A 22,048-nucleotide genomic window follows, 5' to 3' on the forward strand; every position below is an offset into this window, starting at 1 on the left:
AAAACAATAAATATAACTGTAACATGCTTGAGAGAGAGGCTTGCATGTCGGAAACGACCGAGGACCAGAATGTCCGCGTCGAGGCCATTTGTGATCAGATGATCACGATGGAAGGCCCGCTCCTTCCCATTTTGCACGAAGTGCAGGAAGAGTTCGGCCATATCCCCGAAGGCGCACTTCAAACAATCGCCAAGAAACTGAACCTCAGCCGGGCCGAAGTCCACGGGGTTGCAAGTTTCTATCACGACTTCCGCGAAGAAAAGGCCGGCAAACATATCATCAAGATTTGCCGTGCCGAGGCCTGCCAGGCAATGGGGGCCGACGCGCTCGCCGATCAGGTGCGCCGTCATCTTCGGGTGGATTGGTCGCAAACCACAGCGGATCGCAAGATCACGCTGGAACCAGTTTTCTGTCTTGGCCTGTGTGCCTGTGCACCTGCGGCCATGGTCGATGGCAAGGTGGTCGGGCGCGTGACCAGTGATCGTATGAACCGCATTCTCGATGAGGTGGGCGCATGACGATCAAGGTTTATGTCCCGCTTGATTCCGGTGCGGTGGCCCTTGGGGCCGATGATGTCGCAACCGCGATTGCCGCCAAGGCCGCAAAGTCCGGTGCCGATATCAAAATCGTGCGCAACGGATCGTTTGGCATGTATTGGCTTGAACCGATGGTCGAGGTGGAAACACCGCGCGGTCGCGTTGCCTATGGCCCGGTCAGCACCGATGACATCGATACCCTGTTTGATGCAGATTTTCTGACCGGCGGCGATCACAAGCTTTATCTTGGTCGGACCAGCGATATTCCGTTCCTGAAAAGCCAGTCGCGTCTGACCTTCCAGCGTTGCGGCATCATTGATCCGCTTTCGCTTGATGATTACCGTGCCCATGACGGTCTGTCCGGTCTTGAGAACGCGTTGAAAATGTCGGCAGCCGACATCGTCAAGGCGGTAACTGACAGCGGCCTTCGCGGACGCGGGGGTGCCGGTTTCCCGACCGGGATCAAATGGAACACGGTGCGCGAAGCCGAAGGTGATCAGAAATACATCGTCTGTAACGCCGACGAAGGCGACAGCGGCACCTTTGCCGATCGCATGATCATGGAAGGCGAACCCTTTGTCCTGATCGAAGGCATGATCATTGCCGGTCTCGCGACCGGGGCGACCAAGGGATATGTCTATACCCGTTCGGAATATCCCGATGCTATCCGCATCATGACCGAGGCCATAAAAGTTGCCCGTTCTGCCGGGGTGTTGGGCACCAATATCCTCGGATCGGGCAAGACCTTTGATATGGAAGTCCGTATGGGGGCAGGGGCCTATGTCTGTGGCGAGGAAACCTCGCTTCTTAACAGCATGGAAGGCAAGCGTGGTGTCGTTCGTGCCAAGCCGCCGCTTCCCGCCCTGAAAGGTTTCCTTGGCCGTCCGACGGTTGTCAATAACGTGATTTCTCTGTGCTCGGTGCCGGTCATTCTTGAAAAGGGGCCGGAATATTACCGTGATTTCGGCATGGGCCGGTCACGCGGCACCATCCCGATCCAGATTGCCGGCAATGTCAAACATGGCGGGCTTTATGAAATCGGCTTTGGCATGACGCTGGGTGAAATCGTCGAACAGATCGGCGGTGGCACCGCATCGGGACGCCCGATCAAGGCGGTTCAGGTTGGCGGTCCTTTGGGGGCCTATTTCCCCCGCGAATTGTTTGACACGCCCTTTGATTATGAAGAATTCGCCAAGCGTGATGGTCTGATCGGTCATGCCGGTGTGGTCGTTTTTGACGACACGGTCGACATGATGAAACAGGCCCGTTTCGCCATGGAATTCTGTGCCATTGAATCATGCGGTAAATGCACACCGTGCCGGATCGGATCGATCCGTGGCACCGAAGTGGTCGACAAACTTGAACGTGGCGAAGATCCGGAATTGCAGATCGATCTTCTGCGCGATCTTTGTGAAACCATGAAGTTCGGATCGTTGTGCGCGCTCGGCGGATTTACGCCCTATCCGGTGATGAGCGCGATTACCCATTTCCCTGATGATTTCAAGCCGCGTGCGCTTGATATAGCTGCGGAGTAATACGATGTCCTTGATCAAAGAAGTCGACTACGGAACTCCTGCCGCCAAATCCGAAAAAACCGTCACGCTGACCATTGATGGCAAGAACGTGACCGTGCCCGAAGGCACATCGGTTATGCGGGCCTCGATGGAAGCAGGCATTCAGGTGCCCAAACTCTGTGCGACCGACATGGTCGATGCATTCGGTTCCTGCCGTTTGTGTCTGGTCGAAGTCGAAGGCCGCAACGGAACCCCGGCATCCTGTACCACACCGGCGGCAGACGGCATGGTGGTCCACACCCAGACCGAGCGGCTTAAAAAAATCCGCAAAGGGGTGATGGAACTTTATATCTCCGACCATCCGCTTGATTGCCTGACCTGCGCGGCCAATGGTGATTGCGAACTTCAGGACATGGCAGGCGCGGTTGGCCTGCGCGATGTGCGCTATGGCTATGACGGCGGCAACCATGTCGAGGTCCGCCAGAATGGTGAAGAAAATCCGCGCTATATGGCAAAGGATGAAACCAACCCGTATTTCACCTATGACCCGTCGAAATGCATTGTCTGTTCGCGCTGCGTGCGGGCCTGCGAAGAAGTGCAGGGCACCTTTGCCCTGACCATCGAAGGTCGCGGTTTTGAATCCCGCGTGTCACCGGGCATGCACGAAGATTTCCTTGATTCCGAATGCGTATCCTGTGGTGCCTGTGTTCAGGCCTGCCCGACCGCAACGCTTCAGGAAAAATCGGTCATTGAAATCGGTCAACCCGAACATTCGGTCGTTACCACCTGTGCCTATTGCGGGGTTGGCTGTTCGTTCAAGGCCGAAATGCGTGGCGAGGAACTGGTGCGCATGGTCCCCTATAAGGATGGCCGGGCCAACCGGGGGCATTCCTGTGTGAAGGGGCGCTTTGCCTATGGCTATGCCAATCACAAGGACCGCATCCTCAACCCGATGATCCGCGAAAATGTCAATGACCCCTGGCAGGAAGTCAGTTGGGAAGAGGCCCTTCGCTTTACTGCTGACAAGTTCAAGGGCATCCAGGCCAAATACGGCAAGGGTGCCTTGGGCGGGATCACGTCATCGCGGTGCACGAACGAGGAAACCTTCCTGGTTCAGAAACTGATCCGTGCCGGGTTCGGTAATAACAATGTCGATACCTGTGCGCGTGTCTGTCATTCGCCAACCGGGTATGGCCTGAAAACCACGTTTGGGACATCGGCCGGGACGCAGGATTTTGATTCTGTCGAACATACCGATGTGGTCATCCTGATCGGGGCCAACCCGACTGACGGGCATCCTGTTTTTGCCTCGCGTTTGAAAAAACGCCTGCGTCAGGGGGCGAAACTGATCGTGATTGATCCGCGTCGGATTGACCTGGTCCGTTCCCCGCATATCGAAGCTGTCGCGCATCTGGCGCTGCGTCCGGGCACCAATGTCGCGGTACTGACGTCACTTTCCCATGTGATTGTGACCGAAGGCCTGTTTGACGAAACGTTTGTCCGTGAACGCTGTGACTGGGATGAATTCCAGGATTGGGCAACATTTGTTTCCGATCCGCGCCACAGCCCCGAAGCCATTGCGGGTGTCACCGGTGTTGATGCCCAGACCATGCGCGAAGCCGCACGGGCCTTTGCCACGGGTGGCAATGGTGCGATCTATTACGGGCTTGGCGTGACCGAACACAGTCAGGGGTCAACCACCGTGATGGCGATTGCCAACCTTGCCATGGCGACCGGCAATATCGGCCGTCCGGGCGTTGGCGTGAACCCGCTGCGTGGTCAGAACAATGTGCAGGGTTCCTGTGACATGGGATCGTTCCCGCACGAATTGCCGGGCTATCGCCATATTCAGGACAGTGCCACCCGCGATATCTTTGAAGATATCTGGGGGGTTAAACTTGATGACGAACCGGGGCTTCGGATCCCCAACATGCTTGATGCCGCTGTCGAAGGCACGTTCAAGGGCATCTATATTCAGGGCGAGGATATCCTGCAATCCGATCCCGATACCAAACATGTGGCCGCCGGTCTTGCGGCGATGGAATGTGTTGTCGTCCACGACCTGTTCCTGAACGAAACCGCGAACTATGCCCATGTGTTCCTGCCCGGTTCGACCTTCCTTGAAAAGGATGGCACGTTTACCAACGCCGAACGCCGCATCAACCGCGTGCGCAAGGTGATGACGCCAAAGAACGGCTTTGCCGATTGGGAAGTGACCCAGAACCTTGCCCGTGCGATGGGCCAGAACTGGAATTACACCCATCCGTCACAGGTCATGGCCGAAATTGCGGCAACCACGCCAAGCTTTGCCAATGTGACCTATGACCTTTTGGAACGCGAAGGTTCGGTACAATGGCCATGCAATGACAAGGCCCCGCTGGGGACACCGGTCATGCATATGGATGGTTTCGTACGCGGCAAGGGCAAGTTTGTGGTGACCGAATATGTCGCCACCGATGAACGTACCGGGCCGCGTTTCCCGCTGCTTCTGACGACCGGCCGTATCCTGAGCCAGTACAATGTGGGCGCACAGACCCGCCGTACCGAAAATACCGCCTGGCACAAGGAAGACCTTCTGGAAATCCATCCCCATGATGCCGAACAGCGCGGCATTCGCGAAGGCGACTGGATCCGTCTTGCATCGCGATCGGGCGAAACATCCCTTCGCGCCACCATTACCGATCGTGTGGCACCGGGCGTGGTTTACACCACATTCCACCATCCGGGGACACAGGCCAACGTGATCACCACCGACTTTACCGACTGGGCAACCAACTGTCCGGAATACAAAGTCACCGCCGTTCAGGTTTCCGCATCAAACGGACCATCTGAATGGCAGGTGGAATATGATCGTCAGGCCGAACAGGCGCGCCGGATCAAACCGCGTGTCGATGCCGCCGAATAGGATGCCCTGCCAGATATTGTGCTATACTCCCTTGCGCACAGTATCTGGCAAATCCTGTATCCGTTAAAAAGACCATAGCCAAAGAGTAATGAACAATGGCACCTGACAAGCTTGTCTATATGGCCAATCAGATCGCGACATTTTTCAAATCCAAACCCCACGAAGAAGGGGTGGCCGGTGTTGCCGGTCATATCAGCGATTTCTGGGAACCGCGTATGCGCAAACAATTGTTTGCCCTGATTGCCGACGGGTATGACGGGATTGACCCGCTTGTGCTTGAAGCTGCCCCGATGATCCGCAAGGTCAAGGAACCTGCATGACGCCCAAGCCTTCCGAGAACCGCATCCTTGACGGGCGCGATGTTGATCTTGCCCGTGCCATTTCGCGTGATGATGCCAATGACGATGCCCCGATGATGTTGCAGCCGGAAGTTCCGGCTGCATTGACTTTCAATGGCAAATCCCATGCGGTGATGATGGTGTCGCCCCATGATCTCGAAGATTTCATGATCGGCTTTGCCCTGTCCGAAGGCATCGTTGATGACATTTCCCAGATCACACTGCGCGAAGTGCGCAAAACCCTTCAGGGCTATGTGATCGAAGCCGACCTGCATGAAGATGTGTTTGACCGTCTTGATGAACGTCAACGCACCCTTGAAGGCCGGTCGGGATGTGGTCTGTGCGGGGTGCAATCACTTGAAGCCGTCGCGATGGACAAGATCGGCAAGGTCACGCCGGGCAATATGGCACAGGATGTCGTGTTACAGGCCATCGACGCCTTGCCCGATCATCAGACCCGCAACCGCGAAGGCGGCGGGCTTTTGCATGCCAGCGCCTTTGTCGATGTTAGCGGTAACATCAAGCTGGTCCGCGAAGATATCGGACGTCATAACGCCCTTGATAAGGTGCTCGGTGCGGTTGCCCGTCAGGGCATTGATACTGCCGGTGGCTTTGTGCTGATGACCAGTCGCTGTTCCTATGAAATCGTCACCAAAACCGTGCAATGCGGGGTGGGTGGGCTTGTGACCCTGTCGGGGCCGACCCTGACGGCGGTGAACCTTGCACGGCAGGCGGGGCTTACCCTGATTTGTCGTGAACGGCGCGGGCTGTTTCGCCGTTTTGCCTGATCCGGTCGCGATCAGGTTGCGATCAGGTTGATGCGCGTTCGATGATTTCAAATCCGACATCGATTGATTTGGTCGGCAGCGGTTCGTTTTCGATCCGTGCCACCAGCGCCTCGGCGGCGCGTCGGCCAAGATTGGCGCGATTGACTTCGACCGTGGTCAGGGCCGGCAGGGTAAAGGGCGAAAAGTCCTGATTGCCAAAACCGAGAACCGCCATGTCTTGTGGTACGCGCAAGCCGCGTGCCTGCGCCTCGATCAGGATGCCATGGGCCAAAAGATCCGAACTGCACATGATGATGCCGTTGCGAAAACCTTTTTCCAGACCGGTGCTCAGGCCATTGCGACCGCGTTCGATGGTCGCACCTGCTTCATAAAGCACTTCAATCGGCGGGTTGCCGGTCATTTGTTTGAACTGACTGGCAAAGGAATCCTTGCGGCGCAGGGCGCGTTCATCACCGGCGGATACGATCAGTGCCTGCTGATAACCTTTGCCCGCCGCATAGCGCGCCATTTCCTCGCCGGCCTTGATGTGTGAAAAGCCGATACAGACATCAAGCGGGTTTTCCGTCGTATCCCACACTTCGATCACCGGAATACCAGCCCCAAGCAACATGCGTTTGCAACCGGCCGAATGGTGGATGCCGGTCAACAGGATGCCGTCGGGGCGACGGCTGAGCATCGTGGAGACAACCGCCTGTTCCTCGTCCTGGGAAAAGCCGGTTTCGGCCATCAGAACGTGATAGCCCGATCCGCGAATGACATTGATGAAATTCTGCATCAGATCGGCATAGATGACGTTGGTGATCGATGGCACAAGGGCCGCAATCAGTTTGCTGCGCCGTGACGCCAGTGCACCGGCGACCATATTGGGCACATAGCCGGTCAGCTCGATCGCATCCTGGATGCGTTGCAGGGTCTTGGCGGAAACCTTTTTCGGGTCATTAAGTGCGCGCGATACCGTGACCTGCGAAACACCTGCTATCCGTCCGACGGTTTCCATCGTGACGGTGCCGCTTTTGATTTCGGCCATGGTGGTCTGGTCAGTATTTTTCGGCGCGAGTGACAAAGGGTTACGGTCTCTTGATCTGATGCCCGAACCGGGAATGGTCGGGCTTTGGTTTTGGTCCGACGTCAGCCAATCTGTTCTGCTTCGGACATTACATCAGCACAAAAAGGTGGGCAAGAAGCGCGGTCTGGCTGAGAACCACTATACAGCACAGGGAGGGAGCTGTTGCTTCTTGCCCGATGGTGTCGTTGGGCGGCCGGGCTGCCGTGACAGCCCGGCTGCGGGCACGTATTCTGGTTTAGTCGGTCATGCGCTTTTTCTTGCGCGCGACAGAAATCGAAAACGCAATCGACAGGGCAATCAGGATCCACAGCAACACCGCGATCCAGCTTTTGGTAAAGAAGATCGAAAACGTGCCAAAGGATTCCAGGCTTTTGACGAAATAGATTTCCGCCGATGGTCCCAGAATAAACCCGATGATAAAGGGCGCTATTTCAAGCCGGATCTTGTGGGCGAGATAACCAAACAGGCCAAAGATCAAAAGCGTCCAGACATCAAACATCACCCCGTAATTGATGGTATAGGCGCCGACCACACACATCATCAGAATGATCGGGAACAGGATGTTTTTTGGAACCGTCACAACCTTGGCCAGATGGCGAATGGCAAAGACCATCACCAGGAACATGATGATATTGGCAGCCAGCATGGCAATGATCATCGCATCCCACGTCACCGGATTGTTGCCGATAAACAGCGGGCCGACCTGAATGCCCTGAAGGGTAAAGGCACCGATCAGAATGGCGGTGGTGGAATCCCCGGGAATGCCAAGTGACAGCAACGGCACCAGTGCGCCGCCCGTCAGGCCGTTATTGGCACTTTCCGATGCAATCACCCCGGCCGGTGCACCTTTGCCGAATTTTTCCGGTGTCTTGGAAAAGTTCTTTTCCTGGCTATAGGCAAGAATTGATGCCGCACTGCCGCCAACGCCGGGCAGAATGCCGACAAAGGTACCAATCGATGACGACCGGATTAGGTTGACGATCTGGCCTTTGAAGACAGAAATCTTGAACGGCTTGCCGCCGATCTTCACCCCCGAAAGACCTTTTCCTTCCTTCATGCCTTCTTCGGCTTCGATCAGGATGGTGGCAAGGCCGAACAAACCGATCAGAACCGGCAAAAGCGAAAAGCCGCTTTCAAGGTAATATTCAAGGAATTCCGGCACCAGACGCAATTCGCCATTGCCGCCGCGCGAAATGTCATAGGCCCCGATCAGGCTGATGAAAATGCCCAGAAATCCGCTGAAAATGCCGACCAGCAAGCTGTTGGAAAGGGCCGCCATCACGGTCAGGGCAAAGAAGATGATCAGGAATTTCTCGATATAGGAAAACTTGATCGCAAAATCGGCCAGTGCCGGGGCAAACAGATAAAGCGCGGCAAGACTGATCAGTCCGCCAACCAGCGACGATGTGATCCCGATCTTGAGTGCGCGTTCGCCTTCGCCATTCTGGGTCATCGGGTACCCGTCAAGGGTGGTGGTGATCGATGACGGCGTTCCCGGGATGTTCAGAAGAATGGCCGGGACCAGGCCGCCGGAAATACCCCCGACATAAAGGCCCAGCAAAAGTGCCAGACCGTTTTCAAGACCCAGCGAATAGGTCAGTGGCAAACAGACAGCAACCGCCATGGTCGCCGTCATGCCGGGGATTGCACCGAAGATGATGCCGATCACGGTGCCCGCGGCAACCAGCGCAAAGAACATCGGTGTCAGAATGGATAGGAGTTCCATGGTAAATCTCTTGGATCATACCGCGCCAAACAGGGACCAGAACCGGGTTCCGGTCGCCTTATGGCAGCGAAATATTGAAAAGTTCGGACAGGATGTACCAGACCAGGCTTGGCGCAATCAGCGCATTGGCGCCTGCGATCATCAATGTTCGACGGCTGCGCTCGTGAAGGTAAAGCGTGCTAAGCGCGAACAGATACGGGATCGAGCAAAGGTAAAATCCAAGTCCGGTATTGGGGAAAATGTCCCCGACTGCCGGCATGGCCATGAAATAGATCACGGTCAGGGCAATCGTACCAAAAAAACGCTTGTGGTCGATGCCGGCAGGCCACCAGTTGCCATTGCTAACCGTGGCGAGAATGGTGCTGCCGCGTGTGATCAGAATTGAAACGAAAAGAATTCCCAGGATCACGGCGATAATCGTCGGGAAAATCATATGCGACGTGTTGAAATCAATCGTCACATGAAAGGGGGAGTCAAACGACATGGGACGCCTCCGGATGTGCCTGTTTTTCCCCATGGTACTGATTTCCAACCAGAATGGAAATCATGTCGGGGTGTTATGGCGGGACGTGCGGGTGGAAGAATATCCATCCACCTGATCAGGCAAAAGTGGCCCGGCATTGATATGCCGGGCCAACCGGGAAGTTAGTTGGTTGCAATCGCGTCGATGACCTGGCGGTACTGGTCGCGTTTCGCCTTAAGGTAAGCTGCGGCTTCTGCCTGCGGCTTGTAGTTCGGAATGAAGAAGGATGCCTTCTGCGTTTTCTGGATCTCGCCTTCGGCATAGATTTCCTTCAGCGCATTGTCGATCGTGGCGATCTGTTCTGCATCCATGTCCTTGTTGAACAGGAAGAAGAATTCCTTGTCGAAGGTAAAGTCTTTCGACCCGTCAAACGTGACGCTGACATTCGGAGTGGTAAATGCCAGAAGTTCGTCACGGGTGGTGTCGCCCATGCCTTCCGGATTTGCCTGTTCAATGGTTTCTTCACGTGCGGTCAGCCAGATAAAGCGCATGGCTTTCTGGTCGTCATTGGCAAGCTGGGTGAACTGTTCGTTGGCCTGAACAGATCCGTTGATCACATCAGCCTGACCATCAAACATCAGCTGGTTTTTATCTGCCTGCGAACCGGTATTGACCGGAACGATGTTTGCTTCCGATCCCGGATGCATGACCTTGGCCGCATTTTTCATCGCCGAGAAACCGATCTCGGAAACGCCACCGGCCTGAATGGCAACGCGAACGCGCTGACCGGCAGCAGCTGCTGCAAACACGTCTTCCATCGACTGCATCGGCGAATTCTTGGCAACCAGATACGCATTGCCCGGATTGATCGCGACCGTCGGTCCGACAACGTAGTTTTCAAAGATATCGTCATAACCGCGAACGCCATACAGGTTCGCAAGATAGGACTGATCATGGAAAATCATGATCGTGGTGCCGCGCGAATCGCGCTGCAATGCCTTGAATGCCTCGCCCGCGCCAACTGCATCAACCTTCACATTGATGTCGAGTTTCTTGGCAAGCGCTTCTGCAACAATGGCACTGTTCTGATAGGTGTCACCACCGGTCGATTTCGACCCGATGACAAGGCGAACGTTGCTTGGCAGGTCAGCAGCAGACGCCAGAACAGGCGTTGCAACCATGGCGGCAAAGCCGGCAGCGGCGGCGATGGATTTAAAAAGTCCGGTCATAAGATTCCTCCCGAATGACGCATTCCTGAATGGTGGGGATGTCCCCGTGATGCCTTTTGGTGTGGTTCCCATAAGGCGTTGGTGTTGCTTGTTCTTGTTGTTAGTCAGCTTGTAAACTTTCAAGCTTTATGTATGCGCATACATATTTTGATACATCTTGTTGCAAAGCCTGTCAATTGCTGAATCTCTCGGCGGTTTTGCGTAGGATAAATCTACCTTTTTGACATGTAAGTTTGCTTGACATCTTGTTAGTGTATGCGCATACATAAAGCATCAATCAAAAGTGCAGGTCGTCCTGGTCAAGCCGCTGGCGTTAAGATCAGGGACGATCGCGAGACGGGAGGAACGCCATGTCCGACAAAATCAAAAAATCCGCAGAAGATCTTAGAAGTGCGCGCTGGTTTGCGCCCGATGATCTTCGTTCGTTCGGGCATCGCTCACGCCTGATGCAGATGGGCCTTGATCCCGAAGACTGGACCGGTCGCCCGGTGATCGGCATCCTCAATACCTGGTCTGAAATCAACCCGTGCCATCTGCATTTCCGTGAACGTGCCGCCGACGTCAAAAAGGGCGTTCATCAGGCCGGTGGTTTCCCGGTTGAGCTGCCGACCATTTCGGTCGACGAATCCTTTACCAAGCCGACCTCGATGCTCTATCGCAACCTGCTTGCGATGGAGACCGAGGAAATGATTCGCTCCCACCCGCTTGATGGCGTGGTGCTGATGGGCGGCTGCGACAAAACCACGCCGGGTCTGGTGATGGGTGCGCTTTCGGCCGGTGTTCCGATGATCTATCTTCCGGCCGGTCCGATGTTGCGTGGCAACTATGCCGGTAAAATCCTGGGGTCGGGCTCGGATGCCTGGAAATACTGGGATGAACGCCGTGCCGGTAACATCAGCGACGAAGAATGGGTTGGCGTCGAAGGCGGGATTGCCCGTTCCTATGGTCATTGCATGACCATGGGCACGGCATCGACCATGACCGCAATTGCCGAGGCCATGGGCCTTTGCCTTCCGGGGGCATCGTCGATACCGGCACCGGATGCCGGTCATATCCGTATGTCGACCCAGTGTGGCCGTCGCATCGTTGATATGGTGTGGGAAGATCTGACCCCGAACAAGGTCGTCACCCCGGCATCTGTGCGCAACTCGGCCGTGGTTGCGATGGCAACCGGCTGTTCGACCAATGCTGTTGTGCATTTGCTGGCCATGGCGCGTCGCGCCGGAATTAAAATCACCCTTGATGATCTTGATGAACTTGGTCGCACAACACCGCTGATCGCCAATATCCGCCCGTCGGGCAAGGGCGACTATCTGATGGAAGATTTCTTCTATGCCGGTGGTCTGCGCGCCCTGATGGCGCAGCTTGGTGACAAGCTCGATACATCGGTCACCACGGTCACGGGCAAAACCCTTGCCCAGACCCTCGAAGGTGCGACGGTTTATAATGATGATGTCATCCGCCCGCTTTCAAATCCGGTCTATCATGAAGGATCGCTTGCGGTTCTGCGCGGCAATCTCTGCCCGGACGGGGCGGTGATCAAGCCTGCAGCCTGTGATGAACGGTTCCGCAATCATCAGGGTCCGGCACTTGTCTTTGACAGCTATCCGGAAATGAAAAAGGCGGTGGATGACGAAAATCTCGATATCACGCCCGATCATGTGATGGTGCTGCGCAATGCCGGTCCGCTCGGTGGTCCGGGCTTCCCGGAATGGGGCATGCTTCCGATCCCCAAAGCCCTGATCAAACAGGGCCACCGTGACATGTTGCGTATTTCGGATGCCCGTATGTCGGGAACCTCGTATGGCGCTTGTGTGCTTCATGTCGCACCGGAATCCTATATCGGGGGTCCGCTTGCCCTTCTGAAAACCGGCGATATCGTCAAGCTTGATCTTGATAACCGTCGCCTCGACATGCTGGTCGACGAGGAAGAGCTTGAACGTCGCCGTGCAGCCTGGCAGACGCCCGAGCCGCGCTATCAGCGTGGATATGGCTGGATGTTTGGCAAACATGTCACCCAGGCCAACGAAGGGTGCGACTTTGACTTCCTGTCGCCGGAATTTGGCGAAACAGCGGGCGAGCCGGATATTTTCTAGGCTTGCCGCAAACCATCATCAGAAACAGCAACGGGGCGTGATTTGCGCCCTGTTGCAATGACACGAACCAAATCAATCAGGGATATTGACCCATGGCACTTTCCAAAGCCGATCTGCGTGGCGTGCTGTCAGGTATTTCCGGCATTCTAGTCACCCCTTATGACGAGAATGGCGACATTGCACCGGCCAAGCTGAAACCGATTATCGACCGCGCGCTTGCGGCGGGTGTTCATTTTCCGGTGGTGAATGGCAATACCGGCGAATTTTACGCGCTGACCACGGCTGAGGCCATCACTATGGCCAAATCGGTCGCCGAAATGCTTGACGGTCGTGCGCCGATGCTGGCCGGTATCGGTCGTGGCGTACAGGATGCCTGCGCACTTGCCAAGGCATCCGCCGAAGCCGGGGCCGAAGCATTGATGATCCATCAGCCGCCAGATCCCTTTGTCGCCCCGCGTGGTGTTGTTGAATATATCAAACGCATTGCCGATGCATCGGGCGGGCTTCCGATGATGCTGTATCTGCGCAATGATGCGATTGGCACCAAGGCGATTGCCGATCTTTGTGCCATCGAAGGTGTGGCTGGTGTAAAATGGGCAACCCCGAACCCGATGAAGCTGTCCGAGGCGATCAATGCCTGTGATCCGGATATTGTCTGGGTCGGTGGTTTGGCTGAAACCTGGGCACCGGCATTCTATGCGGTTGGGGCGCGTGGCTTTACATCGGGGCTGATCAATGTCTGGCCGGAACGGTCCATGGCAATCCATGCCGCCCTTGAGGCCGGTGACTATGCCAAGGCCCGCGATCTGATCCGCGATATGAGCGCCTTTGAAGAAGTCCGCGCCGAAGAAATGAACGGTACGAACGTGACCGGTGTCAAAGCGGCCCTTAAGCTTCTTGGCGATGATTGCGGTGCGACCCGCCCGCCGTCGGCCTGGCCGTTGACCGATAAGCAGCATGACAAGCTGGTTGGCTTCATGCGTCAAAACAATCTTGTGAAATAAGCGGCCCCGCCGCACAGAGGAGACATCCATGTCCTATACCCTGACAGGAAAACATCTGATCGCGGGCGACTGGGTCGCCGGAACCGCAACCTTCCAGTCCGAACCGGCCCACGGCCCGGCCAATACTTTCCCGGTCGGCACCCCCGATCTGGTTGATCAGGCCGCCAAGGCCGCTGAAGAAGCCTTCTGGACGTTTGGCTATTCCACCCGCGAAGACCGCGCCAGGTTCCTCAATACCATTGCCGATGAAATTGATGCCCGCGGTGATGAAATCACCGAAATCGGCACCCAGGAAACCGGCCTGCCCGAAGCCCGTCTTCAGGGCGAACGCGGTCGTACGGTTGGTCAGCTTCGCCTGTTTGCCAGCCACATTCTTGATGGTGCCTATCTGGATCGTCGCTATGACGAAGCATTGCCTGATCGTGCACCGCTGCCGCGTCCCGACCTGCGTTTGATGCAGCGTCCGATTGGTCCGGTTGCCGTGTTTGGCGCATCGAACTTCCCGCTGGCATTTTCGGTTGCCGGTGGTGATACCGCATCGGCACTGGCTGCTGGTTGCCCGGTCGTGGTCAAGGGCCATTCAGCCCATCCGGGTACCGGTGAAATCGTTGCCCAGGCCATTGATGCCGCGATCAAGAAATGCGGTGTCCATCCGGGCGTCTTCAGCCTTATTCAGGGTGGCAAACGTGATGTCGGTCAGTCGCTTGTGCAGCATCCGCTGATCAAGGCGGTCGGCTTTACCGGATCGCTTGGCGGTGGTCGTGCGCTGTTTGATCTGTGCGCATCGCGCCTGGAACCGATCCCGTTCTTTGGCGAACTGGGTTCGGTCAACCCGATGTTCCTGCTGCCCAAGGCTGTTGCCGCACGTGGCGCAGAACTCGGCAAAGGCTGGGCAGGGTCGCTGACCATGGGGGCGGGGCAGTTCTGCACCAATCCGGGGATTGCGGTTGTAATTGATGGTTCGGATGCCGATGCCTTTGTGAGCGCTGCCAAGGAAGCTCTTTCAGGTGTTGCAGCCCAGACCATGCTGACCGATGGGATGGCGGAAACCTATCGTGCCGGGGCAAAGCGCGTTGCCGCAACTGCGGGCGTGAAAGAAGTTCTGACCACGTCATGCGATCTGCGCAATGCGACGCCGTATCTGTTTGAAACCACCGGTGAAAACTGGCTTTCGAACCATGAACTGGGCGAAGAAGTCTTTGGTCCGCTTGGTCTGGTCGTTCGGGTCAAGGATGTTGCGGAAATGCGCACCATCGCCAAGGCGCTTGAAGGTCAGCTGACCTGCACGCTGCATCTTGATGCGGGCGATGCTGCCGATGCGCGTTCGCTTCTGCCGATCCTTGAACACAAGGCGGGCCGTGTTCTTGCCAACGGGTTCCCGACCGGTGTGGAGGTATCCGATACCATGGTCCATGGCGGGCCATATCCGGCATCGACCAACTTTGGCGCGACTTCGGTCGGGACCATGGCGATCCGCCGCTTCCTGCGCCCGGTTTGCTATCAGAACATCCCGACCGACGTGCTGCCGGCTGATATCGCGTAACCAACTGCTTTTTCCAAGATACCGCCCGGCGCAAAGCCGCCGGACAAACCCACGGAGACAAATAATGAGTGACTATGTCCTGAGCAGTGCGACACGCGACAAGCTCAAGAAAATCAGTACCGCTTCGCTGTGCACGGCACTTTTCAAACGCAACCTGCGCAACCAGTTCATCCAGAATGTTCATCAGGTTGCCCCCAAAGATGAAAACATGGTCGGGCAGGCCTATACGCTGCGCTATATCCCGGCCCGCGAAGATCGCAACCCGATCGAAGTGTTCCGTGATCCCAAACATCCGCAGCGCGTGGCTGTCGAAGAATGCCCGCCCGGTCATGTTCTGGTGATGGATAGCCGCAAGGATGCCCGTGCGGCCTCTGCCGGCTCGATCCTTGTGACCCGCCTGATGAAGCGCGGTGTCGAAGGCATCGTGACCGATGGCGGTTTCCGTGATGCCGAAGGCATTGGCAAGCTTTCCATTCATTCCTATCACTCGCGCCCGTCCGCACCGACCAACCTGACCCTGCACGAGGCCTATGACCTTAATGTGCCGATCGGATGTGGTGATGCGCCGGTCTTCCCGGGGGATGTTCTGGTCGGGGACAAGGATGGCGTTGTTGTCATTCCGGCCCATCTGGCCGATGAACTGGCCGAAGAATGCGCAGGCATGGAAAGCTTCGAGGACTTCGTTCTTGAAGAAGTCCTTTCGGGCAAGCCGATCATTGGTCTTTATCCGGCAACCAAGGATGAAACCAAGGCCAATTACGAAGAATGGCGCAAGAAGAACGGGCGTTGATTTCCGCCCGCTGCGTCACAGACAATGCGTCACAAACGACAAAAGCCGCTCCGATGGGGCGGCTTTTTCATTGGTGGCCGGCTTTGCAAGCGGGTGTTGCTAGTTGGCGGTGGTTGCCTGAAACATGTTTTCATCATGACGCAACAGGCTTTGGCCAATCGCCCCTTGAAGGGCAAGGTCCTTGTCCCAGGCCAGATGGGTGATTTCGGGGCCACGGCGCAGTTCGGGAACCTGTGCCTGTTCAAGGCCGCGCATCAATTCCGGTTCCATCATGTCATAGGCGCGTGCGCCCGATCCGGTGATGAAAATCTGTTTGGGGCCCAAAAGCGCGATTAGATTGGCAATGCCATATCCCAAAACCTTGCCCGCATGGTGGAACAGATCAGCCAGGTCCTGATCCCCGGCGCGGGCGCGCGCCACCAGATCCATCATCTGTTCTTCGCTTGGATGCAGGCTGTTGGTATCGGGCAGGTCAATCAGGCCGCGGGCATCGCGCAATATGGCGTAATCCCCGATATAGGCTTCAAGACAGCCGCGCCTGCCACAGTTGCACAGCGGCCCGTCGGGTTGATATTTGGTGTGGCCGAATTCGGCTGCTGTACCGAAATCGCCATTGTAAACCGACCCGTTCAGAACCAGCCCCATGCCGATGCCATAGCCCAGCATGATCACGGCAAAATCGCCGCCGCGATGCAGATTGGTGTTCTGGGAAATGGCGGTGGCAATGCAGTTGGCATCGTTTGACATCTGCACAATCCCGCCAAACCGTTCACCCAATGCCTTGGCAAGTGCGATGTTGCGATGACGCAGGGCCGGGGACCAGATGATTTCGCCGCTATTACTGTCGCACACCCCCTGAACCGCAAGGCTGATGCCAACCGGTGGTCGGGCTGAAAAATCCTTATGCCGGGTGATGAATTCCTCGATCAGCCCGATCAGGGTCGTGACCAGACCATTTTCATCAAGATCGCGGGTATTGATGCTATGTTCCGAACTGCATTCAATTTCACCCTTGAAGTTGCCCAGGGCAATTTCGATCAGATTGATGGTGATCTTGACGCCAATCACACAGGCCGCATTGGGCACAAGATCAAGCAACACCTTGGGGCGGCCGCGTGTTGATCCGCCATTTCCGCCGCCATTGCCGGTCGCGTTTCCGTTCGCCGTTCCCTGACTTTCCTGCACCAGCCCCTGTGCCATCAGATCGGCGGTCAGGGATGTTACCGTTGCCGGGCTTAACCCGGTTGCGGTGCCGATATCAATGCGCGCAGCAGGGCCGTGAATGCGCAAATAGCGCAGAATGGCAATCTGTGACGGCTGGCGTGGGGTTTCGGCTTCTTTACGGCGGCTCATGAAGCGGATCTGCATCCTTTGAAATCGCGGGGCGGGCTTTGTGCGCGCCGCAGGATCGGGACGGATCAGTGCCCGGTGGCATATCAATACGTCCTGATCCTTGATATGGGCATTTTTTATCCCGTTTTGGCAAGGGGATAGAACGCCCGGGCGTCTGTTTGTTACAGAAGCCCGCGGGCGGCAAGGTTGGTCATCAGGGCGGTAATGCCGAATTGCCACGGATTGATGGCATCGGACCGGTCAACCTGATTGATCAGTTTGCCAAGGCTTGGCGTCGAGATGGTCACAAGATCCCCCATCTCGTGGGTGAAGCCCTTGCCAGCACCGCCGCGGTCATCGGTGGGGGCAAACATGGTGCCCAAAAACAGCATGAAGCCATCCGGGTACTGGTGATGTTTGCCAATTGCCTGACCGACAAGGCTTTCGGGTGTGCGGCTGATCTGGCTCATCGAACTGACCGCATCAAGGTGATAGCCATCCGTGCCATCAACCGCCATGGCAAGATCGGCACCCTTGACGGTTTCAAGGGTAAAGTGGTCATCAAACAGGCGGATGAACGGCCCGATGGCGCAGGACCCGTTATTGTCCTTGGCCTTGCCCAGAAGCAACGCGGACCGGCCTTCGACATCACGCAGATTGACGTCATTGCCAAGTGTCGCGCCAACGATCTTGCCCTTGGATGTCACGGTCAGAACCACTTCGGGTTCCGGGTTGTTCCAGTTTGAAATCGGATGCAGGCCAACATGGGCCCCATGGCCCACAGCCGACATCACCGGGGATTTGGTAAAGATTTCCGCATCCGGGCCGATCCCGACTTCAAGATATTGCGACCAGGCACCTTTTTCGATCAGGACCCGCTTGATCTCGGCGGCCTTGTCTGATCCCGGTTCGATCTGTGACAGGTCATCGCCAATGATGCCGGTGATTTCGGTGCGGATCTGATCGGCCTTGCTGGCATCCCCGCGTGCCTGTTCCTCGATCACGCGTTCAAGCAGGCTGGCAACAAAGGTCACGCCACTTGCCTTGATCGCCTGAAGATCATTGGGGCTCAGAAGATGGGCGGTCTTGCCATCGGCACCCGGTCTTGACTGTTCGATGATGTCGCCAAGCGATGCGGCGGTTGGGAAACTTGCCGGGTTTGACAGCCGGGCCAGAACATCGTCGCGTTCAAGCAACTGGCTGATGGTCGGCGCAAGGCTGCTGATATCACGCAGATTTTCACCATCGACCAGAACCGGGGTCGGGCCGGAAACCCGCGGGTCCCAGATGCGTCCGATCAGAATGGCACGATTGGCGTCATCGGGCAGGATATCGGTATGGTTTGCCGGAAAGCCTTGGGTCATCGGGGCGTCTCGCTTGTTTCGTTCGGGGTCAAAGGGGCGGGGTGTGGTTGGTCGGTGCCAGTTTTATCCGGTGTCGTGATGTCCGATGCTTTGGATGTGACCGGACGGTTGGTTGCACCCGGACCAGCCAGATGCAAAAGATGTTCGGGCATCTTGCCCAGAATGATCATGCCAAGAACATCATCATGTGTGACATCCTTGGTTCTGACGCTGCCGACCAGCTTGCCGTTTTTCATCACATGCAGCCGGTCGGAAAGATCAAACACATCATGAAGATCGTGACTGATCAACAATATACCGAGCCCGTCACGTTTCAACTGATCAATCAGTTCACCGACCATTTTGGTTTCATGCACGCCAAGCGCGGCGCATGGTTCATCCATGATAAGCACGCGGGCTTCGAACAAAAGGGCACGCGCAATCGCAACCGATTGCCGCTGCCCGCCCGACAGGGCCGAAACAGGTGATGTAAATTTCTTGAAATTCGGGTTGAGGCGATGAAGGACCTCGCGTGCCTTGTGTTCCATCGCCGCATCATCAAGGAACCCAAGCTTGTCGATGATTTCGCGCCCCAAAAACAGGTTTTGGGCTGCATCAAGGTTATCGGCAAGCGCAAGGTTCTGATAGATCGTCTCGATATTGTTGTCGCGCGCATCACGGGCATTTTCGATTTTGGCTTCCTTGCCATCGACAATGATCTGGCCGCTATCGGCCTGATACGCACCCGACAGGATCTTGATCAGGGTCGATTTGCCAGCGCCATTGTGGCCCAGCACCCCGACCACTTCGCCGGGATAAAGATCAATCGAAACCCCGTCGACGGCCTTGACCCCGCCAAAGCTGATATGGATGTCGCGCATTTCGACAAGCGGATCGGTATTTGTGGTCATGTCGGTCATATCCGGTCTCCTTACGCGGTCGGGTCGCTGTAACGACGGTGGAAATACTTGTCGCTAAAGACAGCCAGAACAAGAACCAGCCCGATGACAATGCTTTGAAGCGATGTATCGACCCCCAAAAGCGCCATGCCGCTTTGAAGGCTTTGCATCACAAGCGCACCGATCAGCGCGCCATAAATCGTGCCAACCCCGCCCGCAAGCGACGTTCCGCCAATCACCACGGCGGCAATGACGCGCAATTCATCAAGGGTGCCAAGATCATTGCCCGCCGATTGCAGGCGTGCTGACGAAATCGCCGCACTGATCGCGCACAAAACCCCCATCAGGGCAAAGACCGCAACCGTCATGCGTTTGACATTGATGCCTGCAAGCTCGGCGGCCTGCGGATTGCCACCAATCGCAAAGACATAGCGCCCGAACCGGGTCCGCTTGACCACAATGGTCAGGATGATCGCCACAAGGGCGACAATCAGAAGCGGGATCGGAATACCGTGCGAGATTTCAAGATTTTCCGGGGTGACCGGAATGCCCTTGTTCTCAAGCAGGCGTTCGGCGGCGCGCGTCGGCAGGTGATAGGCATTGAGGGTCGCAATCGCGGCCAGAACCAGCCCGCCCTTGATGATGGTATTGGTATATTCGGCCCAGACCGGCTTGACCGGAAATTCGAATGAAAGACGGCGGCGGCGCTCCATGATCGCGGCATAGATGATCGCAAGAATGGCGATCAGGGCGACGATCCAGCTCCATGTCGCGCCAATCGTGCCTTCGATCCCGCCGCCCAGCAAAATGAAATTGTGATCAAGCGGGGCAACCGTTCGGCCCTGTGTCACCCACCAGGCCGAACCGCGCCATACCAGAAGACCGCCAAGCGTTACGATAAAGGCCGGAACACCGAGATACCCGACGGCAAGCCCCTGAAGCCCGCCAATAGCCGCGCCAAGGACAATGCCGACCAGAAGGGTCAGGATCCAGGTCAGCGGATGATTGTAATCCAGAAACTGTGGCAGGACATCGGTCTGAACCACCCCCATGATCATGGCCAGAACGCCCAGTATGGCGCCGACCGAAAGATCGATATGGCGGGTAACGATAATAAGAACCATGCCGCAGGCCATCACGGCAACCGATGCGGTCTGGACCGACAGGTTAAAGATATTGCGCGGGGTGATAAATCGCCCGCCCGATGCGATATCAAAGCCGACCCAGATGATCAGCAAAACAACGGCAAGGCCAACCAACCGGCGGTCGACTTCCATTTTCGTAAGCAGTCGTGACATGAAAACGCTCGTAAGGCAGCGGGGCCGGCATGCTGTGTTCTGCGCACGCGAACAGCAGCCGACCCCGGGTTAAGCAAGGCAGGAGGAAATAAAGACTGCCCTAGTTACAGGCAGATACCTTGCCGCTCGGAACGCCTTTGCATACGACGTCTTTGGAAACCCATCCGGCATCAATCACCAGATCAAGCTTGTTCTGGGTGATGGCAACCGGATCAAGGAAGAAGGATTTCATGGTCACGCCATTCGGGCTTTGCCAGTCTTCGGTGCCCGAAACGTCGGCAAGCTTGGTGCCCTTGGCAAGATCGACTGCGATTTCAGCGGCCCGTTTGCCAAGAAGACGCGCATCCTTCCAGACCGAAACCGTCTGGGTGCCAAGTGCAACACGGTTCAGAGCCGCATGATCGCCATCCTGACCCGAAACCGGGATACCCTGCATGCCCTGTGCGGAAAGGGCGGCAACCACACCGCCAGCCGTACCGTCGTTGGAGGCAACAACAGCATCAACCTTGTTATCCGCAGCCGTCAGGAACTGCTCCATATTGCGCTGGGCGATCGCCGGCTGCCAGCTGTCGGTATAGGCTTCGCCGACAACCTTGATGTCACCGGAATCGATGGCCGCCTGAAGAATTTCAAGCTGGCCTTCATGCAGGATATTGGCATTCGGATCGGTCGGCGCGCCCTTGATAAAGACGTAATTGCCTTTGGGCTGGGCGCCAAACACGGCCTCGGCCTGAAGGCGGCCGACTTCCTTGTTGTTGAATGTAATGTAATAGGCGTTCGGGTCTTCGATCAGGCGGTCATAACCGACCACCGGGATTCCTTCATTGGTTGCCATTTCCACCGCCGGACCGATCGAGGCGGAGTCTTGCGCCAGAACGATCAGTGCATCCGCGCCGCGCGCAATCAGGCTTTCAATATCGGAAAGCTGCTTGGACGGATTGCTTTGGGCGTCCGCACTGATGTATTCCGCGCCGGCTGCTTCAAGGGCGGCCTTGATCGCGGCTTCATCGGTTTTCCAGCGTTCTTCCTGGAAATTCGACCAGCTGACGCCAACCGTAAGATCGGCCGCAAAGGCATTTGCAGACAGCAATACGCTACCGGCCAGCATGGCCGTGGAGAGGAGTTTTTTCATTGGTTTCTTCCCTGAATGAATGTGTCTTGTTGCGACATTTATTTTT

General features: G+C 56.5%; 18 protein-coding genes. 9 read left to right on the plus strand and 9 right to left on the minus strand.

Annotation, left to right across the window (positions count from 1 at the left end):
* Positions 1 to 44 precede the first annotated feature (44 nt).
* The 5 genes from CU041_RS16965 (at position 45) to fdhD (ending at position 6,081) form a co-directional block, all read left to right on the plus strand.
* Entirely contained in the window at positions 45 to 518 is a 474-nt protein-coding gene (locus tag CU041_RS16965; protein WP_101247819.1) for a formate dehydrogenase subunit gamma, read from the plus strand.
* Entirely contained in the window at positions 515 to 2,071 is a 1,557-nt protein-coding gene (locus tag CU041_RS16970) for a formate dehydrogenase beta subunit (RefSeq protein WP_101247820.1), read from the plus strand. Before CU041_RS16965 ends, CU041_RS16970 begins: the two co-directional genes overlap by 4 nt.
* Before the next feature lie 4 nt (positions 2,072 to 2,075).
* Entirely contained in the window at positions 2,076 to 4,955 is a 2,880-nt protein-coding gene (gene fdhF / locus CU041_RS16975; protein ID WP_101247821.1) for a formate dehydrogenase subunit alpha, read from the plus strand.
* A 95-nt stretch (positions 4,956 to 5,050) separates the two neighbouring features.
* The gene (locus CU041_RS16980) at positions 5,051 to 5,275 is read left to right on the plus strand and encodes a formate dehydrogenase subunit delta (protein ID WP_068518448.1); all 225 of its coding nucleotides are present in this window, start codon (positions 5,051 to 5,053) and stop codon (positions 5,273 to 5,275) included.
* Entirely contained in the window at positions 5,272 to 6,081 is an 810-nt protein-coding gene (gene fdhD / locus CU041_RS16985; RefSeq protein ID WP_101247822.1) for a formate dehydrogenase accessory sulfurtransferase FdhD, read from the plus strand. The genes CU041_RS16980 and fdhD overlap by 4 nt, the downstream gene beginning before the upstream one ends.
* A gap of 22 nt (positions 6,082 to 6,103) precedes the next feature.
* Here the strand turns inward: fdhD and CU041_RS16990 are convergent, their stop codons facing one another.
* The 4 genes from CU041_RS16990 to CU041_RS17005 form a co-directional block, all read right to left on the minus strand.
* The gene (locus CU041_RS16990) at positions 6,104 to 7,108 is read right to left on the minus strand and encodes a LacI family DNA-binding transcriptional regulator (protein WP_212733818.1); all 1,005 of its coding nucleotides are present in this window, start codon (positions 7,106 to 7,108) and stop codon (positions 6,104 to 6,106) included.
* Positions 7,109 to 7,382: 274 nt separating this feature from the next.
* A complete protein-coding gene (locus CU041_RS16995) occupies positions 7,383 to 8,873 on the minus strand; it encodes a tripartite tricarboxylate transporter permease (protein WP_068518446.1) in 1,491 nt (496 codons plus the stop codon).
* Positions 8,874 to 8,931: 58 nt separating this feature from the next.
* Complete coding sequence (locus tag CU041_RS17000) at positions 8,932 to 9,357, minus strand: tripartite tricarboxylate transporter TctB family protein (RefSeq protein ID WP_068518445.1); 426 nt, start codon at positions 9,355 to 9,357, stop codon at positions 8,932 to 8,934.
* A gap of 161 nt (positions 9,358 to 9,518) precedes the next feature.
* Positions 9,519 to 10,565: a type 2 periplasmic-binding domain-containing protein gene (locus CU041_RS17005; RefSeq protein ID WP_101247823.1), complete on the minus strand. Its 1,047-nt coding sequence runs from the start codon at positions 10,563 to 10,565 to the stop codon at positions 9,519 to 9,521.
* A 350-nt stretch (positions 10,566 to 10,915) separates the two neighbouring features.
* Here CU041_RS17005 and araD point away from each other — a divergent pair, with 350 nt between their 5' ends.
* From araD to CU041_RS17025, 4 genes are all read left to right on the plus strand, one after another.
* Positions 10,916 to 12,661 carry an L-arabinonate dehydratase gene (gene araD / locus CU041_RS17010; protein WP_068518444.1) on the plus strand — a complete coding sequence of 582 codons (1,746 nt, stop codon included), beginning with the start codon at positions 10,916 to 10,918 and terminating at the stop codon, positions 12,659 to 12,661.
* Between the two features lie 92 nt (positions 12,662 to 12,753).
* Positions 12,754 to 13,665, plus strand: a complete 912-nt coding sequence (locus tag CU041_RS17015; protein ID WP_068518443.1) for a dihydrodipicolinate synthase family protein — start codon at positions 12,754 to 12,756, stop codon at positions 13,663 to 13,665.
* A gap of 28 nt (positions 13,666 to 13,693) precedes the next feature.
* Entirely contained in the window at positions 13,694 to 15,208 is a 1,515-nt protein-coding gene (locus CU041_RS17020) for an aldehyde dehydrogenase (NADP(+)) (RefSeq protein ID WP_101247824.1), read from the plus strand.
* A gap of 64 nt (positions 15,209 to 15,272) precedes the next feature.
* Entirely contained in the window at positions 15,273 to 15,998 is a 726-nt protein-coding gene (locus tag CU041_RS17025; protein WP_068517025.1) for a ribonuclease activity regulator RraA, read from the plus strand.
* 99 nt (positions 15,999 to 16,097) lie between these two features.
* Here the strand turns inward: CU041_RS17025 and CU041_RS17030 are convergent, their stop codons facing one another.
* The 5 genes from CU041_RS17030 to xylF form a co-directional block, all read right to left on the minus strand.
* Entirely contained in the window at positions 16,098 to 17,351 is a 1,254-nt protein-coding gene (locus CU041_RS17030; protein WP_101247926.1) for an ROK family transcriptional regulator, read from the minus strand.
* A 161-nt stretch (positions 17,352 to 17,512) separates the two neighbouring features.
* Positions 17,513 to 18,694: a fumarylacetoacetate hydrolase family protein gene (locus CU041_RS17035; protein WP_101247825.1), complete on the minus strand. Its 1,182-nt coding sequence runs from the start codon at positions 18,692 to 18,694 to the stop codon at positions 17,513 to 17,515.
* Positions 18,691 to 19,593: an ATP-binding cassette domain-containing protein gene (locus CU041_RS17040; RefSeq protein WP_233433154.1), complete on the minus strand. Its 903-nt coding sequence runs from the start codon at positions 19,591 to 19,593 to the stop codon at positions 18,691 to 18,693. The genes CU041_RS17035 and CU041_RS17040 overlap by 4 nt, the downstream gene beginning before the upstream one ends.
* Before the next feature lie 11 nt (positions 19,594 to 19,604).
* Entirely contained in the window at positions 19,605 to 20,870 is a 1,266-nt protein-coding gene (locus CU041_RS17045) for a sugar ABC transporter permease (RefSeq protein ID WP_170310290.1), read from the minus strand.
* A 100-nt stretch (positions 20,871 to 20,970) separates the two neighbouring features.
* Positions 20,971 to 22,002, minus strand: coding sequence for a D-xylose ABC transporter substrate-binding protein (gene xylF / locus CU041_RS17050; protein ID WP_068517029.1), 1,032 nt, complete (start codon positions 22,000 to 22,002; stop codon positions 20,971 to 20,973).
* Positions 22,003 to 22,048 lie beyond the last annotated feature (46 nt).

This window comes from Thalassospira povalilytica, assembly GCF_002844235.1.
Classification (GTDB): Bacteria; Pseudomonadota; Alphaproteobacteria; order Rhodospirillales; family Thalassospiraceae; genus Thalassospira; species Thalassospira povalilytica.

What these genes read in the sequence shown, in the direction of transcription:
- CU041_RS17025 (WP_068517025.1), top strand. Translation starts at nt 15,273, where the DNA reads ATGAGTGACTATGTCCTGAGCAGTGCGACACGCGACAAGCTCAAGAAA.
- fdhF (WP_101247821.1), top strand. Translation starts at nt 2,076, where the DNA reads ATGTCCTTGATCAAAGAAGTCGACTACGGAACTCCTGCCGCCAAATCC.
- CU041_RS17000 (WP_068518445.1), bottom strand. Translation starts at nt 9,357, where the DNA reads ATGTCGTTTGACTCCCCCTTTCATGTGACGATTGATTTCAACACGTCG.
- CU041_RS17020 (WP_101247824.1), top strand. Translation starts at nt 13,694, where the DNA reads ATGTCCTATACCCTGACAGGAAAACATCTGATCGCGGGCGACTGGGTC.
- CU041_RS17005 (WP_101247823.1), bottom strand. Translation starts at nt 10,565, where the DNA reads ATGACCGGACTTTTTAAATCCATCGCCGCCGCTGCCGGCTTTGCCGCC.
- xylF (WP_068517029.1), bottom strand. Translation starts at nt 22,002, where the DNA reads ATGAAAAAACTCCTCTCCACGGCCATGCTGGCCGGTAGCGTATTGCTG.
- CU041_RS16995 (WP_068518446.1), bottom strand. Translation starts at nt 8,873, where the DNA reads ATGGAACTCCTATCCATTCTGACACCGATGTTCTTTGCGCTGGTTGCC.
- CU041_RS16980 (WP_068518448.1), top strand. Translation starts at nt 5,051, where the DNA reads ATGGCACCTGACAAGCTTGTCTATATGGCCAATCAGATCGCGACATTT.
- CU041_RS17030 (WP_101247926.1), bottom strand. Translation starts at nt 17,351, where the DNA reads ATGAGCCGCCGTAAAGAAGCCGAAACCCCACGCCAGCCGTCACAGATT.
- CU041_RS17015 (WP_068518443.1), top strand. Translation starts at nt 12,754, where the DNA reads ATGGCACTTTCCAAAGCCGATCTGCGTGGCGTGCTGTCAGGTATTTCC.
- fdhD (WP_101247822.1), top strand. Translation starts at nt 5,272, where the DNA reads ATGACGCCCAAGCCTTCCGAGAACCGCATCCTTGACGGGCGCGATGTT.
- CU041_RS16990 (WP_212733818.1), bottom strand. Translation starts at nt 7,108, where the DNA reads ATGGCCGAAATCAAAAGCGGCACCGTCACGATGGAAACCGTCGGACGG.
- araD (WP_068518444.1), top strand. Translation starts at nt 10,916, where the DNA reads ATGTCCGACAAAATCAAAAAATCCGCAGAAGATCTTAGAAGTGCGCGC.
- CU041_RS16970 (WP_101247820.1), top strand. Translation starts at nt 515, where the DNA reads ATGACGATCAAGGTTTATGTCCCGCTTGATTCCGGTGCGGTGGCCCTT.
- CU041_RS17035 (WP_101247825.1), bottom strand. Translation starts at nt 18,694, where the DNA reads ATGACCCAAGGCTTTCCGGCAAACCATACCGATATCCTGCCCGATGAC.
- CU041_RS17045 (WP_170310290.1), bottom strand. Translation starts at nt 20,870, where the DNA reads ATGTCACGACTGCTTACGAAAATGGAAGTCGACCGCCGGTTGGTTGGC.
- CU041_RS17040 (WP_233433154.1), bottom strand. Translation starts at nt 19,593, where the DNA reads ATGACCGACATGACCACAAATACCGATCCGCTTGTCGAAATGCGCGAC.
- CU041_RS16965 (WP_101247819.1), top strand. Translation starts at nt 45, where the DNA reads ATGTCGGAAACGACCGAGGACCAGAATGTCCGCGTCGAGGCCATTTGT.